This is a genomic window from Dactylosporangium sp. NPDC049525, from assembly GCF_040676755.1.
GTDB lineage: Bacteria > Actinomycetota > Actinomycetes > Mycobacteriales > Micromonosporaceae > Dactylosporangium.
Window position 1 is genome coordinate 480558 of the sequence record NZ_JBFAPO010000002.1, and the last position, 14832, is coordinate 495389.

Annotated in this window: 14 protein-coding genes; 4 read left to right on the plus strand and 10 right to left on the minus strand. The window is 72.7% G+C overall.

The annotated features are described in order from the left end of the window. Positions 1-3: 3 nt before the first annotated feature. The 4 genes from AB0K00_RS06525 to AB0K00_RS06540 form a co-directional block, all read right to left on the minus strand. Positions 4-810: a carbohydrate ABC transporter permease gene (locus AB0K00_RS06525; RefSeq protein WP_363516326.1), complete on the minus strand. Its 807-nt coding sequence runs from the start codon at positions 808-810 to the stop codon at positions 4-6. Next, positions 807-1667: a sugar ABC transporter permease gene (locus AB0K00_RS06530; RefSeq protein WP_363516329.1), complete on the minus strand. Its 861-nt coding sequence runs from the start codon at positions 1665-1667 to the stop codon at positions 807-809. The genes AB0K00_RS06525 and AB0K00_RS06530 overlap by 4 nt, the downstream gene beginning before the upstream one ends. Then, entirely contained in the window at positions 1664-2872 is a 1209-nt protein-coding gene (locus AB0K00_RS06535) for a sugar ABC transporter substrate-binding protein (RefSeq protein ID WP_363516332.1), read from the minus strand. The genes AB0K00_RS06530 and AB0K00_RS06535 overlap by 4 nt, the downstream gene beginning before the upstream one ends. A gap of 114 nt (positions 2873-2986) precedes the next feature. Continuing rightward, entirely contained in the window at positions 2987-3964 is a 978-nt protein-coding gene (locus AB0K00_RS06540; RefSeq protein ID WP_363516335.1) for a LacI family DNA-binding transcriptional regulator, read from the minus strand. 183 nt (positions 3965-4147) lie between these two features. On the opposite strand from AB0K00_RS06540, the gene AB0K00_RS06545 reads away from it, so the two are divergent. Then, a complete protein-coding gene (locus tag AB0K00_RS06545; protein ID WP_363516338.1) occupies positions 4148-5230 on the plus strand; it encodes a ricin-type beta-trefoil lectin domain protein in 1083 nt (360 codons plus the stop codon). Positions 5231-5323: 93 nt separating this feature from the next. Here the strand turns inward: AB0K00_RS06545 and AB0K00_RS06550 are convergent, their stop codons facing one another. Continuing rightward, positions 5324-5998 (minus strand): response regulator, encoded by a 675-nt coding sequence (locus AB0K00_RS06550; RefSeq protein ID WP_363516341.1) that lies wholly within the window; start codon positions 5996-5998, stop codon positions 5324-5326. Between the two features lie 176 nt (positions 5999-6174). Between AB0K00_RS06550 and AB0K00_RS06555 the strand changes: the two genes are divergently transcribed. After that, entirely contained in the window at positions 6175-6888 is a 714-nt protein-coding gene (locus AB0K00_RS06555; RefSeq protein ID WP_363516344.1) for a PIG-L family deacetylase, read from the plus strand. Here the strand turns inward: AB0K00_RS06555 and AB0K00_RS06560 are convergent. From AB0K00_RS06560 to AB0K00_RS06575, 4 genes are all read right to left on the minus strand, one after another. Beyond that, complete coding sequence (locus AB0K00_RS06560; protein ID WP_363516347.1) at positions 6872-8188, minus strand: condensation domain-containing protein; 1317 nt, start codon at positions 8186-8188, stop codon at positions 6872-6874. The genes AB0K00_RS06555 and AB0K00_RS06560 overlap by 17 nt on opposite strands. 121 nt (positions 8189-8309) lie before the next feature. Next, a complete protein-coding gene (locus tag AB0K00_RS06565; protein WP_363516350.1) occupies positions 8310-9218 on the minus strand; it encodes a DUF4304 domain-containing protein in 909 nt (302 codons plus the stop codon). Between the two features lie 29 nt (positions 9219-9247). Continuing rightward, entirely contained in the window at positions 9248-10294 is a 1047-nt protein-coding gene (locus tag AB0K00_RS06570) for a LacI family DNA-binding transcriptional regulator (RefSeq protein ID WP_363516353.1), read from the minus strand. A 46-nt stretch (positions 10295-10340) separates the two neighbouring features. Next, positions 10341-11378: a LacI family DNA-binding transcriptional regulator gene (locus AB0K00_RS06575; RefSeq protein WP_363516356.1), complete on the minus strand. Its 1038-nt coding sequence runs from the start codon at positions 11376-11378 to the stop codon at positions 10341-10343. A 245-nt stretch (positions 11379-11623) separates the two neighbouring features. On the opposite strand from AB0K00_RS06575, the gene AB0K00_RS06580 reads away from it, so the two are divergent. Continuing rightward, on the plus strand, positions 11624-13300 hold the full coding sequence (locus AB0K00_RS06580) for a cellulose binding domain-containing protein (protein WP_363516359.1): 1677 nt from the start codon (positions 11624-11626) through the stop codon (positions 13298-13300). 18 nt (positions 13301-13318) lie between these two features. Here AB0K00_RS06580 and AB0K00_RS06585 read toward each other — a convergent pair whose 3' ends face one another. Further along, positions 13319-13990 carry a TetR family transcriptional regulator gene (locus AB0K00_RS06585; RefSeq protein WP_363516362.1) on the minus strand — a complete coding sequence of 224 codons (672 nt, stop codon included), beginning with the start codon at positions 13988-13990 and terminating at the stop codon, positions 13319-13321. Positions 13991-14090: 100 nt separating this feature from the next. On the opposite strand from AB0K00_RS06585, the gene AB0K00_RS06590 reads away from it, so the two are divergent. Beyond that, a complete protein-coding gene (locus AB0K00_RS06590) occupies positions 14091-14816 on the plus strand; it encodes a Crp/Fnr family transcriptional regulator (RefSeq protein ID WP_363516365.1) in 726 nt (241 codons plus the stop codon). The last annotated feature ends 16 nt before the right edge of the window (positions 14817-14832 follow it).

Consider the following 14832-nt stretch of genomic DNA (forward strand, 5'->3'; position numbering starts at 1 on the left):
CTCCTAGTCTTTGACGCTGCCGCTGGTGATGCCGGCCGCGACGTACCGCTGGGCGACGACGAGCAGCACGGCGACCGGCAGCGACGCGATGACGCCGGTGGCCATGACACTGTTCCAGTCGCTGGTGTGCGCGCCGATGAAGCGGTAGATGCCGACGGTGATCGGGGCGGCCTCGTCGCGAGTGGTGAGGGTGACGGCGAAGAGGAAGTCCGCCCAGGCGAACAGGAACGAGAACAGGCTCGCGGTGATGACGGCGTTGCGACTGACCGGCAGGATCACCGAGCGCAGCGCCCGCAGGTTCGACGCGCCGTCCAGCGCGGCGGCCTCGCGGAGCTCGGCCGGGATGCCACGCATGAACGCGTGCAGGATCAGCACCGCGAACGGCACGCACAGCGTCGAGTCGGCCAGGATCAGCGCGAGCGGGGTGTTGAGCAGGTACAGCTCGTTGGCGGCGGCGTAGAAGGCGTTGGCCATTACGATGCCGGGGATCATCTGCGCGACGAGCAGCGCGAACAGCAGCGTGCGGCCCAGCGGCGCGGCGAGCTGCGTCAGCGCGTACGCGGCCGGCACCGCGACGGCGAGGGTGACCGCCACCGTGCCGAGCGCGACGTACAGGCTGGTGAGCAGGTGCCCGCCCTGGCTGTCCAGGGCGTTGCGGTAGCCGTCGAGGGTGCCGTGCACCGGGAACCAGGTCGGGTCCGGTTTGATCAGCTCGGTCGACGGCAGCAGGGACGCGTTGAGCATCCAGTACAGCGGGAACAGCATCACGGCGAGGACCGCGACGCCGACCGCGGTGTTGACCCTCCTCATCGGGGCCGCCGTTCGGCGCGCAGGTAGCCGATGGCGAAGACGACCGCGACCAGGACGAGCAGGTTGCCGACGGCGGCGCCGTGACCGAACGCCAGCTGCTGGAACGACAGGTCGTAGGAGAACGTGGTGAGGGTCTGCGACGAGTCGGCCGGGCCGCCCTGGGTGAGCACCATGATGACGTCGAAGACCTTGAGTGTGTAGATGAGCCCGAGGGTGAGCACGACCGTGGTGACCGGGCGCAGCAGTGGCAGCGTGACCCGGCGGAACCGTTGCCACGCGCCGGCGCCGTCCAGCTGCGCGGCCTCGTACAGCTCGGCGGGGATCGCCTGTAGCCCGCCGTAGAGGATCACCATGTTGAACGGGATGCCGACCCAGACGTTGACCAGCGTCACCGCGGTCAGTGACAGGTCGGTGCTGGCCAGCCACGGCACCGGCTCCGACACCAGGTGCAGGTGCAGCAGCGTGCGGTTGAGCACGCCCGAGTCGGTCTCCAGGATCCAGCGCCAGGCGGTGCCGGACACCACGAGGGGCAGCAGCCACGGCACCAGCAGCAGCGAGCGCAGCGCCCCGCCGAGCGGGAACGTCCGCTGGAAGAACACGGCGAGGGCGAGGCCGATGCCGAACTGCAGCAGTAGCGAGCCGGCGGTGAACAGCACCGTGTTGCCGACGGTGCCGGCGAACGCCGGGTCGCGGAACACCTCGCGGTAGTTGCGCAACCCGACGAACGGCGCGACGCCCGTGTAGAACGACGTGACCGTGAAGTCCTGGAATCCCATCCGCACGTTGGTGGCGAGCGGGTACAGGTAGAACACGGCGACGTAGAGCCACGCCGGGGCCACGAAGGCCAGCTTCCTCATTTCAGCGATGCCTGGGCCGCCTTGAGCGCCTCCTGCGGCGACTTGCCGCCGGCGAGGCACGACTGGATGGCGTTGAACAGCGCCTCACTGGTCTTCGGGTAGGCGGTGCCGAGGTCGGCGGTGCGGGCCTGGGCGGTGGCGACCTCCTCGACGAACGCGGCGAGCTGCGGGTTGCTCTGCGCGAGTGCGGCGGCCGCGGCCTGGTTGCTGGGGATGTACCCGGCGGCCGTCGACCACTCGAGGCTCTTGTCCTTGCCCAGCAGGCACTTGAGGACGGCGACGGCCTTGCGCTCGCGCTCGGGGTTGCTGCGCCCGACGGTCCACATCTCGCCGCCGAGCGGGGTGACCGGCTTCGCCTGCGGCGACGGGATCGGGATCGGCACGATGCCGAACTTGAGGCCCGGCTTGGCATTCAGCGTCGGCAGCTGCCACGGTCCGTTGACCATCATGGCCGCGTTGCCGGCCATGAACTGGTCGTTGACGTCGGCCTGGGTCCAGGTGACGACCGACTTGGACGCGGCCTTGCTGTCCACCAGGTCCTTCCACAGGGTGAGGGCCTTGACCGCCTCGGGCGAGTCGAGCTGCTCGAGGTGGGCGCCGGCGGTCCAGAAGAACGGCTCGAACTGGAAGCTGCCCTCCTCGGTGCCGACGGCGGAGAACGCGATGCCGTAGCGGGTGCCCTTGGTGAGCGCCTTCGCCGCGGCGGTCAGCTCGTCCCAGGTCTTCGGCGGCTGGATCCCGGCGGTGGTGAACAGGTCCTGGTTGTAATACAGGGCGAGGCCGTTGACGCCGGGGGCGATGCCGTACGTGTCGCCCTTGTACTGCCCGGCGGTGACGATCGACGGGTAGAGCCCGTCGGTGCTGAGCTCCTTGAGCGGCACCAGCCCACCGCTCGCGGCCAGCTGCGGCAGGTCGGGGTTGTCGACCAGGGCCAGGTCGGGCAGCGTCCGCGCGGAGGCCTGCTGCAGCAGTTTCGGCATGAACTGGGCGCGCGGCACCTGCTGGTGCTCGATCTTGACGCCCACCTCGGTGCCGCAGGCGTCGAGGAGCTTCGGCAGCTGCGTGTTCTGCGGTGCGGCCTCGTAGTAGTCGATCTCGGTCAGGGTGCCGGCGTCGTTCTTCGCCGCGCCGGCGCCGTCGCCGCACGCGGTCAGCGCGGTCAGGGCCAGCGCGCCGGCGGTGAGGGCGGCAGTGAGTCTGCTCATGGGGTGCCTCTCATGGGTGTGCCGTTTGTCGAACTGATTCGACAGTTCGCGGAGGGGTGTGCTGCGAGGGTGACTCGATGGTGATGCGGTGGTGATGCGGTGGTGACGCGGTGGTCAGCGGACCTTGAGGATGGGGGCGAGCATGGTGACCGACGGCTGCGCCTCGCCGTTGATCACGCCGGCGAGCCGCTGGACCGCGGTGCGGGCCAGCTCCTCCACCGGCAGGGACACCGACGTCACCGGGCGGGCCAGCCGGTCCGCGGCGTCGTCGGGGCAGATGGCGACGACGTCGACGTCGCCCCGGCCGAGGCCGGCGAGGCGGTCGAGCACCAGCGGCAGCGCCCGCTCGTTGTAGACGATCAGCCCGGTGAGCCCCGGATCGCGGGTCACCAGGTCGGTCAGCGCGTCGACGACCCCGCCGCTGGTGGGCTCGCAGGCGGTCCAGGTGCCGCTCGCGCCCTCCTCCGCCAGGGCGGCCAGGGCGCCGTCGCGGGCGTGCTCGGCGTAGGCCAGGCCGCGCCGGTAGGTCTCCGCCGGCTGGCCGAGGAAGCCGACGTGCGTGTGCCCGCGCTCCAGGAGGTGCTCGGCGCAGGTCCGGCCGCAGGCGACGAAGTCGAAGTCGACATACGGCAGGCCGTGCGGGTTGGCCGGGGTGCCGACCAGGACCGCGGGGCACTTGAGCGAGCGCAGCAGCTTCGGGCGCGGGTCCCGGTGCTGCACCTCCATCACCATCACCCCGTCGACCATCGCGGACCCGACCGTGTCACGGATCGCCGTGGCACCGTCGTCGTCGGTCAGCATGAGCAGCTTGAGCCCGGCCTCCTGGGCGGCGGTGAGGGCGGCCCAGACGTAGGGCATCTGGACCTGGTTGTGCGGGCCGTGCACGAGCGGGAGGGCCATGGCGATGACCCCGGTGCGCCCGGTGCGGATGGAGCGGGCGCCGGCGTGCGGGCGGAACTGCAGCGCCTCGATGCTCGCCTCGACCCTGGCGATGGTCTCGGCGGAGATCGAGCGGTTGCCGCTGAGCACGTAGGAGACCGTGCTGCGGGAGACCCCGGCGTGCTTGGCGACGTCGGCGATGGTCACGGCCATGCCCCACATCCTTCCCTACGCGCCGGTAGTCGATCGACTGTCGAACTGATTCGACGGTCTGTAACGCCTGGAAAAGTAACACCGGTGTTTCACGATGGCAAGACTCCGCATGTATTGACAGACATCTGTTAGTCAGGTTACCTATCCGGTACCCCCGCCAGCCCGACGACGTCTGGAGCCCCCATGCGCAGACCCATCCTGGCGCTCGCGTCGGTCGCCCTGTCCCTGGTCGCGACCGCCGCCTACGCGTTGACCACCTCGTCCGCGGCGCTCGCCGCCGGACCCACCGCCAGCCAGCTGCTCGCCAAGACCCAAACCTGCAGCCAGGTCTCCAACGGCAAGTACGCCACCGACGACGGCGGCGCCGAGACCGTCGCGATCTGCAAGAGCGGCTCCGCGTACTTCTGGACCGCCGACATGGACATCGACTGCGACGGCATCGCCACGTCCCGCTGCAACGCCTCGACCGACCCCTGGTACCAGGCGCAGACGTCGTTCAACACGTCCACCGGCGCCTACTTCACCTCCGACGTGACCCGGTACTACGTCGTGCCGCTGCCCAGCAGCCGGTTCACCTACTCCGCGAACGGCATCCGCGCCGGCAGCGTCGCCGCCGTCGTCTACAACGGCCGGGTCGCCTACGCCGTCTTCGCCGACGAGGGCCCCAGCAACATCATCGGCGAGGGCTCCTACGCCCTGGCCGTCGCGCTCGGCATCGACCCCAACCCCGCCAGCGGCGGCACCAACGGCCCGGTCACGTTCATCGTCTTCCCGAGCAGCGTGCCGAGCCCGGTCGAGAGCAGCTCGGCGATCGACTCCGTCGGCGCCGCGGCGGCCACCGCCTGGGTCGGCGGCACCACGACACCGCCCACCACCACGCCGCCGGCGGGCTCCACCGGCCCGATCCACGGCTACGGCGGCAAGTGCGTCGACGTCGCCGCGTCCAGCACCGCCAACGGCACCGCGGTCCAGCTGTACGACTGCAACGGCACGGGCGCACAGAACTGGACCCGCGCCACCGACGGCAGCCTGCGCGCCCTCGGCAAGTGCATGGACGTCACCGGCGCCGGCACGGCCAACGGCACCAAGGTCCAGCTGTACGACTGCAACGGCTCGGCCGCGCAGCGCTGGACCCGCACCGGCTCGACCCTGGTCAACGCCGGCTCCGGCAAGTGCCTCGACGCGACCGGCCCCAGCTCCGCCAACGGCACCCGCCTGCAGATCTGGACCTGCACGGGCGCCGCGAACCAGCTCTGGACCTACTGACCCGCCTCGTCACGCGGCCGGCCGGCACCACGCGGCCGGCCGCGTGGCGCCGCTGCCGTGCCCGCGCCGCGTCGCCGTCCGCTGACACGGCCCCTAGAGGTCCAGGCGGTAGCCGAGGCCGGGGCTGGTGACGATGTGCCGCGGCCGGGCCGGGTCGCGTTCGAGCTTGCGGCGCAGGTTGGCGAAGTGCACCCGCAGGTAGTTCGTCTCCGTCTCGTACCGCGGACCCCACACCTCCCGCAGCAGCTGCCGGTGCTCGACGACGGTGCCGGGGTTGCGGGCCAGGACCTCCAGCAGGTGCCACTCCGTCGGGGTGAGCCGGACCTCGCCGCCGGGGCCGACGGCCCGCTTGGTCGCCAGGTCGAGGGTGAACGACGCGGTCGTGACCACGGGTGCCTCGGGGGACGGCGACCCGCGGCGCAGCGCGGCGCGGATCCTGGCGAGAAGCTCGTCGATGCCGAACGGCTTGGTGACGTAGTCGTCGGCGCCGGCGTCCAGCGCGGCGACCTTCGCCGGCTCCGAGTGCCGCGCGGACAGCACGATGATCGGCACGCCGCTCCAGCCGCGCAGCCCCTTCACGACCTCGATGCCGTCCAGGTCGGGCAGCCCGAGGTCGACGATGGCGAGGTCCGGGTGGTGGTTGCCGGCCGAGATGAGGCCGGCGGTCGCGGTGACGGCGGTGTCGACCTGGTAGCCGCGGGCGGTGAGGTTGACCCGCAGCGCGCGCAGCAGCGGCTCGTCGTCGTCGACGATGAGGATCCGGCTCACGGTCGTATTGTCCCCCCGGCGGAGCCGGCCGCACCGGCGGTGGCCCGTCCCGCACGTCGCGGTGCGGCGGCTCGCCACCCGCGTCCACGACCCGACACCACTCGGACGGGCAGCCGACAGCCACGGCGCGGTCGCGGCGGGGGTCGTGCGGTATCCATGGAGGGATGGAGCAGGACGTGACGGATCAGGTCGAGAAGCTCGGCACGATCGTGTCGATCTGGGCGCACCCCGACGACGAGACATATCTGGCCGGCGGGCTCATGGCGGCCGCCGTCGCCAACGGGCAGCGGGTCGTGTGCGTCTCGGCGACCGTCGGGGAGCACGGCACCGACGACCCGGTCGCCTGGCCGCCGGAGCGGCTCGGCCGCACCCGGCGCTGGGAGGCGGCCGCGGCGATGGCCGTGCTCGGCGTCACCGACCACCGCTTCCTGGACTACCCCGACGGCGGGATGGCCGCGCTCGACCCCACCGGCCCGGTCGAGCGGATCGCGGCGCTGCTCATCGACGTCGCGCCGGACACGGTGCTCACGTTCGGGCCCGACGGCGGGACGTTCCACCCCGACCACCAGACGATCTCCGCGTGGGTCGGCGCGGCGTGGGACCGCGCGGGCCGGCCCGGGCGGCTGCTGCACGCGACGATGACCGCGGAGCACCTGGAGACCTGGGGCGAGCGATATGAGCAGTGGCGGGTCTTCATGACCGACGAGCGCCCGGTCGGCGTGGCGCGCGAGGACCTGGCCGTGGACCTGCGGCTCACCGGTGCCGCACTGGACCGCAAGACGGCCGCGCTGCTCGCGATGCACACGCAGGTCGCGCCGGCGGTCGCGCTGCTCGGCATCGACGACTTCCAGGCCCTCAACGCCGGGGAGGCGTTCATCGAGGTGCGCTGACGACGCCCAGCGCCGCCCCGACCACGACCGCCTCGACGTCCCGAGCGCACCGTTCGATCGCGTCCGGGGTGTACCGGTGGGTGTCGCCCCACAGCGAGTAGCTCGCGGCGTCCTCGACGTGCAGGTACAGCGCACCGTCGTAGGTGTCCTCGCGTACGCCCCAGCGCACCGTGCTCGCGGCGAGGGCCGCGCGGACGTCGTCCTCGGCAGGGACCGGCCCGGGGTCCTCGTCGCGGGTCTCCGCCCGGCGGTCGTTGAGATAGCACGAGAGGTCGTGACCGGCGACCAGGTCCTGGTGTTCGGCCGGATCGTAGTAGCCGTGCTTGTTGGCGCCGATCGCCGCGCTCCAGGCCCGCGCGACCACCTCGTCGAACGGTCCGGTCGCGTCGATCACGCACAGGCCGAACTGCCGCAGGCTGCCCACCGCCTCGGCGAACCCGGGCCGGAACCGGTTGCTGACGAGCACCTGCACGACGGCCGTGTCCGCGCCGGTCAGGCGGGCGGTCGCGACGGCGTACGCGGCGAGGAGGATCGGGCCGGACGCGACCCTGGTCCGCGCCGCGATCCGCCGGATCGCCAGCGCGGTGGCCGGCGAGCCGCAGACGACCTCCCAGAACCTCGGCTGCCCGGGATCGGCGGCGACCGTGGGCGTGGCCGGGCGGGGCGGGATCCGCTGCAGCTGCCGCCGCCAGAACCGCAGCGACTGCTCGCTCTGCCGCCGCGCCGCCGGCGTGCGCTGCTGCCGCGCCACGTCCAGCGGTTGGGTGCCCTCCGCCGGCGCGGTCGCCAGGCCCGTGTCCTGGTCGAGGTGGGCCAGGTCGCGGACCACCGCGTTGATGGCGAACCCGTCCACGACGACGTGGTAGTACATCACCACGACGTGGGTCAGCGTCCCGCCGGAGCGCACCACGGCCATCCGCACCGGCCACTCCGTGAACGGGTCGAACGCGGTCGTCTGGTATCGCACGCGCAGCCGCTCGGCGACCTCGGCCGGGTCCCCGGTGGTGTCGACGACCTCGAGGGCGATCTCGCCGGAGCCGGACACGACCTGCCGGGGCGGGCCGGCGTCCACCTGGGACAGCCGGGTGCGCAGCGCCTGGTGCCGGCTCACCAGGAAGCGCAGCAGCGCCGCGATCCGCTCGACCGTCTCACCGGCGGCGGCGGGGACGGTGCCGCCGATGTTCATGGTCCGGCCGGTGCGCCGCATGAGGTCCCAGACGTCGCGCTGGCCCCAGGTCAGCTCCTCGACGCCGTGGCCGTCCCCGTGAAACGCGACGACGTGGCGCGTGCTGTTGTCCACCGGCGACTCCCGTCCACCCTCGGCCCGCCGCGAGCGTGGTGGCCCCCGCCGCCGCTGTCAATGCGCGGGGGTGGCCGGTGCCATCGGTGCTGCGGCCGGGGTGGAACTTTCACGCCCGCCGCTACCTGGCCTGCCAGGTGATCTCGGCGAACTCACCGGACAGCTTGGCGAAGGCTCGGCGCAGCGGCCGGAGCAGCTCCTCGGCGCCGGCGCCGTAGAAGTCGGCGGTGCAGGTGAGGCCGTCGCGGGTCACGGTGTGGTACAGGCGGCCGGCGTCCGGGCGGTCCCGGCGCAGCTCCGTCAGGTGCTGGTCCAGCTTGTACACCAGGTGCAGCACCGCGTCGTCGGCGGCGTGCGGCGGGCTGTCCGCGGCGCCGCGGAACACGGCGGTCAGCGTCGGGGCGTCGGACGGCGGCGGGCAGGTGAGGCCGAGCCGCGCCGCGAACCGGGCCGCCTCGCGGGGGAGCGGGCCGGGACCCGGGTCTGCGGCCGCGACGATCTCGTCCAGCCACCGCTGGGCGAGGTCCGGCGCGCCCGCGCCCGCGGCCAGGTAGACGTGGCGTAGCCCCAGGTCGCCGTGCGGCAGCGGGGCGCCGCGCACCCAGGCGAGGACGCCGGCGTCGGTGCGCAGCCGCTCGAAGGCGCCGAGCGCGTGCTCCTGCACCGCGTGGCGGACCTCGGCGCCGAGCGCCGGCAGGTCGGTCGCCGCGTCGAACGTCCACCAGTGCTGCCCGGGGTCGGTGTCCCCGATGCCGCGGCGGAGGTGGCACTCGTGCTCCTCGGGCGGCGCCGCCGGCGGTGCCGGCGACACGAAGGCGTCCAGGCCGGTGAGGAAGACGCCCAGGGTGATGGTGAACGCGCCGCCGTGGCGGGTGTTCCACCGGTGCGGCTCGACGGTGAGCAGCTCCTGCCGGTCGGCCAGGGTGCGCCGGTAGTTCCTGCCCCGGCCGGCGAAGCCGTGCCGCTTCAGCAGCGGCGTCACGTCGCGGGCGAGCAGGTCGGAGATGACGGCCTTCGCCGAGCGGTCCATGGCCGGCCCGGTCCTGTCCGGCGGCACGATCATGGGCGTGGCGGCGGGGGCGCGGTGCTGCCCCGCACGACGAGCTGGGTGGCCAGCTCGACCCTGGCCGGCTCGACGGTCTCGCCGACCGCCACCTGCAGCACCATCCGGGCGGCGGTGGCGCCCATCTCGGCGAACGGCTGCCGCACGGTCGTCATCGGCGGGCCGCACCAGCGGGTCACCTCGATGTCGTCGAAGCCGACGACGCTGACCTCGTCGGGGATGCGGACGCCGAGCTGGCGGGCCGCCTCGTAGACGCCGAGGGCCTGCAGGTCGTCGCCGCACAGGATCGCGGTCGGCGGGTCCGCCAGGCCGAGCAACTGCCGGCCGAGCAGGGCGCCGTCGTCGAAGTGGAACCGGCCGTGCCGCACCAGCGCCGGCTCGAGCCGGATGCCGGCGGCGTCGAGCGCACCGCGGCACGCCTCGAGCCGGGCCCGCGCGCACAGGTACTCCATAGGGCCGGTGATCACGCCGACCCGCCGGTGGCCGAGGTCGAGCAGGTGGCGGGTCGCGGCGATGCCGCCGCTCCAGTTCGTCGCGCCGACCGACGGGATCGAGTGCATCGGCTCGCCGGTCGGGTCGAGCACCACCATCGGCACGCCGCTGGCGGTGAGCTGCTCGTACTGCCTGGCGCGGAACGCCGAGTTGACCGCGATGACGCCGGTCGGGCGCCGGGCGAGGAGCCGGTCGGCGGTGCGCCGGCCGCCGGGTGCGGGGCCCTGCAGGTCGGTGAAACCGACCGCCAGGCCGCGGTCGCGCACCACCTGCTCGACGCCGCGCAGGATCTCCATCGCCAGGTGGCTCTCCAGGCCGTAGAAGGCGACCTCGATGCTCGGGGAGACGGTTGCCGCGTCGCCGCGCCGGTAGCCGTGCTCGCGCAGCAGCGCCTCGACCCGGTCGCGGGTCTCCACCGCGATGCCGGACCGACCGTTCAGAACTTTCGAAACCGTCGGCGGGGACACGCCGGCAAGCTGGGCGATGGTCGCGACGGTGACCTCGCCGCGCCGCTTACGGCCGCCTGGGGCTTGAGCTTTCGCGGGCTCCACGGCGACAGTGTATGGAGCACCGCGCAGCCGCGTCGATGCCTCGGCGTCATTCCGGCGTGCTGGCAACGTTTCCGGGCGGGCCGGTGCTGGCCCGCACGACCAGCGGGGTGGCCAGCTCCAGGCGGGGCGAGTCGAGCGCCTCGCCGGCGATGAGCGACAGCAGCATGCGGGTGGCCAGGCCGGCCATCTCGGTCAGCGGCTGCCGCACGGTGGTCAGCGGCGGGATGGACCAGCGGGCCTGTTCGAGGTCGTCGAACCCGACGACGCTGATGTCGTCGGGGACGCGGAGGCCGCGCTCGTACAGGGCCTCGTAGGCGCCGCGGGCCATCTCGTCGGCGCAGGCGAAGACGGCGGTGGGCGGCTCCGGCAGGTCCAGCAGCGCGCGGGTCTCCCGGTAGCCGGTCGGGCTGGTGAAGTCGCCGGTGCGCTCGTAACCGGCGGGGACGTCGAGCCCGGCGGCGTGCATCGCGGCCCGGTAGCCGTCGACGCGGGCCTGTGCGCACAGCACGTCGCCGGGGCCGCCGATGACGGCGATGCGCCGGTGGCCGAGGCCGATCAGGTGCTCGGTGGCCCGCAGCGCGCCCGTCCAGTTGGTGGCGCCCACCGACGGCATGCTCGGGTCGGGCTGCCCGGCGGGGTCGACCACGACCACGGGGATGCCGTGCCCGGCCAGTTGCGCGCGCTGCTCGGCGGACAGCTCCGACAGCACCAGCAGGACCCCGTCGGAGCGGCGCGCCGCCAGGTTCTCCAGCCAGCGGCGGTCCGGCGCGGTGCGGGACCGGCCGTGCACGGCGGAGACCACGACACCGGTCCCGGCGCGGTGGGCGACCTCCTCGACGCCGGCGAGGATCTGCATCGCCCATGGGCTGCCGAGGTCGACGAAGACCACGTCGATGAGGCCGACGGTGCGGGCCGGCTGCGTGCGGCGGGGCAGGTAGCTGCGCCGGCGCAGCAGCTCTTCGACCCGCTCGCGGGTCGCGGGGGCGACGTCGCGCCGGCCGTTGAGCACCTTGGACACGGTCGGCACGGACACGCCCGCCTCCGCGGCGATCTGCGACATGGTGGCCCTGCTGTGCTGCGACATGCCGCCCCCGTCCCGGTGAAGATCAGCGGAGTCTACGTCGAAACTTTCGGCCGCGGCCAGACCCGGGCCGGACCCGGGCGGTCCCGGCCCGCGTCGTGCCACCGGCCGTGCAAGGTTCACGCGGCGGCCGGCCGGGCCGGAGTGCTGACCTCAGGGTCCGATCGCCCGAGGAAATGTTGCCGTGCAGATGCTGATCGGATTCTGCGATCCTCCGCTGGCGCGCGTCAACGCCGAAGGAGAATCCGATGACCATCAGATCGCACCGTCCCAGGCTCCGTCTCGCCGCCGTGGTGCTCACGGTCGCCGCGACCTTCGCGGCCGGCGTCACGGTGGTGGCGAGGACCGGCACCGCCGAGGCGGCGCTGGTGTCCACAGTGGAGGACGAGGGCGCCGACTGTCCGGTGCCCGCACTGCCGGACGCGGGCTCGCTGCCGACCAACGCCAAGCTGCCCGACCCGTTCAAGCGCCTCGACGGCACCCGGATCGCCACGAAGTCCGACTGGCGTTGCCAGCGCGAGACCATCAAGAAGCTGTCCGAGAAGTTCGTCTACGGGGAGAAGCCCGGCAAGCCGCAGAGTGTCACCGGCACTGTGTCCGGTAGCAGCATCACGGTGAATGTGAACCACAATGGCAAGAGCGCCAGCTTCTCCGCCAGTGTCTCGCTGCCGAGTGGGGCGGGGCCGTTCCCGGCTGTCGTGGTGCTTGGCGGGTTCGGCGCGGACACCGCCGCGATCAGTGCCGCTGGGGCCGCGGTGATCAGCTATGACCCGTATGCGGTCGGCAAGGAGGGCACGCCCCGGAACAACAAGCAGGGTGCGTTCTACAGCATCTACGGCGCCACGAGTAGCACCGGGCTGTTGATGGCGTGGGCGTGGGGTGTCAGCCGGATCATTGACGTGATCGCCCAGTCCGGCGGCAACGTTCTGCGCGCCGATGGGGTCGGTGTCACGGGCTGCTCCCGGTTCGGCAAGGGCGCGTTCGTCATCGGCGCGTTCGACCAGCGCATCGCGCTGACGATGCCGATCGAGTCGGGCAGCGCCGGCGCGCCGATCTTCCGCGGCATCCCGGGTGAGGGCGCGCAGAGCCTCAGCAGCGCCTACGGGGAGCAGCCGTGGCTCGGCGACGCGTTCGGCTCCTTCACCGGCAACCCGAACAATCTGCCGGTGGACACACACGAGATGGTGGCGATGGTCGCGCCGCGGGGGCTGTTCATCATGGACAACCCGCACATCGCCAACCTCGGCCCCAGGTCCGCCAGCGTCGCCGCGCTCGGCGGCGCCGAGGTGTACAAGGCGCTCGGCGTGGGCGCGAACATCACCTACTGGTCCGACATCCAGGACGGTAACCACTGCGCCAACCGGGCCGAGTGGCGCGTCCCACTGCAGCAGCACATCGCCAAGTACCTGCTGGGCACCGGCAACGAGCCCGGCACGATCCGGATCGCCGCCAAGGCGCAGGGCCGGCTGTCGGACTGGAGCGACTGGCAGACCCCGGTCCTGAGCGACTCCCAGTCACCCAGCCCCAGCCGGTCCGTGTCCCCGTCGGCGTCGACCTCGGCCTCGGCGAGCGCGTCGGCGTCGGCAAGTGCGTCGGCAAGCGCGTCGCAATCCGCATCGGCATCCCCGTCGCAGCAGCCGGGTAGAGGGTGCTCGGCCGCCGTCACCGTGCAGAACGTGTGGGACGGCGGGTTCGTGGTCTCGGTCCGGGTGACCGCCGGTGCGGCCGCCATCTCCGGCTGGACCGTCCGGCTTGCCCTGCCCGGCGCGACGGTCACCAACCTTTGGAACGGCCGACTCACCGGTACCGACGTGGCCAACGCGACCTGGAACGGATCGCTGGGCGCCGGTGCCGCGACCGAATTCGGCTTCCAGGGCACCGGATCGGCCGCCGGGATCGCCGCGACCGGCTGCACCGCCTCCTGAAACACCATCCGGCGGGCGTCAGGCCTGCTGCAGCGCCCGCCGGATGGTGGCGGCGACGTACTCGGGGTCGCGCTGGTCGTGCAGGACGATGACCGCGGTGCCGTTGCCGTTGCCGTTGGCGGGCTCGGGGCCCGTGAACAGCGCCACCACCTGGGCCATGGCGGCGTCGAGCTCGGCGGCCGGCTCGGTGGTGTCGCGCCGCAGCCACCGCCGCAGCACGTGGTTGTGCGCCGAGACGACGGCGGCGGCCATCAGCTCGGCCCGCAGCGCCGCACCCGGGGCGGGGCCCATCCACTCGGCGATGAACTCCCGGAACAGCCGCTGGTAGCGCGCGACGCTGGCGATCTCGCGGTCGCGGAGGGTGGCGATGCGGCTGGTGAGCGCATACCGCCGGCGGGCCCGGTCGTCCTCCTCGACGTAGCGCAGGAGCACCTGGCGGACCGCCTCGGTCACGGCCACGATCGCGGTGTCGGCGGTGGACGTGGCCAGGCGGTCCTTGACGGTCGCGATGAGCCGGTCGTGATCCGGGAAGATCACGTCCTCCTTCGACCGGTAGTGGCGGAAGAGGGTGGTCCGGCCGACGCCCGCCCGGTCGGCGATGTCGTCGGCCGTCGTCTGCTCGTAGCCACGCTCGTCGAACAACTCGAGGGCGGCGTCCACCAGACGATCTCGTACAGGAATCCCGGTCACGGTCCTATCCTCGCGCATCGGTCTGACCTGTTGCTTTCCGGTCGCGGTATCTAGTACCGTCGCAATGGTACTGAGTACCACCTGGCTCTGGGGAGGGCTCATGGTCCTGACGTTTCCGCCCGTGACGGCACCGGTCGCCGACCCGGTGCTGCGCTCCACGGACCTGTTCCGCAGCATCGACCCGACCGCCGCCGCCGCGCTCGCCGCCGAGTTCGAGACGGTCCACGCGGATCGCGGCGCGGTGCTGTTCGCCGAGGGCGACCCCGGCGACCGGCTCTACATCGTGCTGAGCGGCAAGGTGAAGCTGAGTCGCCACGCCCGCGACGGGCGGGAGGGCGTCATGGCGCTGCTCGGCCCGACCGACCACTTCGGCGACTTCGAGCTGCTCGACGGCGGCCCGCGGGTCGTCGCCGCCACCGTCGTGTCCGACGCCCGCCTCGCCGTGCTGCCCAAGCCGGTCCTCGACCGGTGGATCGCGCACCACCCGCACGTGGCGGAGCAGCTGCTGCGCGTCATCGCCCGCGGGATCCGCGGCCACCGCGCCGCCGTCGACGACCGGCTCTTCAGCGACGTGCCCGGCCGCGTCGCCAGCCGGATCATCCAGCTCGCGCACCGCTTCGGCGTGGCCGAGGACGGCACCACCCGCGTCGTGCACGACCTCACCCAGTCGGAGCTGGCGCAGTTCGTCGGCGCCTCCCGGGAGTCGGTGAACAAGGTCCTCGCCGACTACGCCGGCCGCGGCTGGCTGCGCCTGGAGCACAAGTGCGTCGTCATCCTCGACGACGCACCGCTGGTCCGCCGCGCCGAGTACGGCCGGCGGCGCTGAGCGGCTGCTTCTACCC

Excerpts from the sequence above, each read along its gene's own strand:
- AB0K00_RS06525 (WP_363516326.1), bottom strand. The coding sequence starts at position 810 with ATGAGGAGGGTCAACACCGCGGTCGGCGTCGCGGTCCTCGCCGTGATG.
- AB0K00_RS06530 (WP_363516329.1), bottom strand. The coding sequence starts at position 1,667 with ATGAGGAAGCTGGCCTTCGTGGCCCCGGCGTGGCTCTACGTCGCCGTG.
- AB0K00_RS06535 (WP_363516332.1), bottom strand. The coding sequence starts at position 2,872 with ATGAGCAGACTCACTGCCGCCCTCACCGCCGGCGCGCTGGCCCTGACC.
- AB0K00_RS06540 (WP_363516335.1), bottom strand. The coding sequence starts at position 3,964 with ATGGCCGTGACCATCGCCGACGTCGCCAAGCACGCCGGGGTCTCCCGC.
- AB0K00_RS06545 (WP_363516338.1), top strand. The coding sequence starts at position 4,148 with ATGCGCAGACCCATCCTGGCGCTCGCGTCGGTCGCCCTGTCCCTGGTC.
- AB0K00_RS06565 (WP_363516350.1), bottom strand. The coding sequence starts at position 9,218 with ATGGACCGCTCGGCGAAGGCCGTCATCTCCGACCTGCTCGCCCGCGAC.
- AB0K00_RS06575 (WP_363516356.1), bottom strand. The coding sequence starts at position 11,378 with ATGTCGCAGCACAGCAGGGCCACCATGTCGCAGATCGCCGCGGAGGCG.
- AB0K00_RS06580 (WP_363516359.1), top strand. The coding sequence starts at position 11,624 with ATGACCATCAGATCGCACCGTCCCAGGCTCCGTCTCGCCGCCGTGGTG.
- AB0K00_RS06590 (WP_363516365.1), top strand. The coding sequence starts at position 14,091 with ATGGTCCTGACGTTTCCGCCCGTGACGGCACCGGTCGCCGACCCGGTG.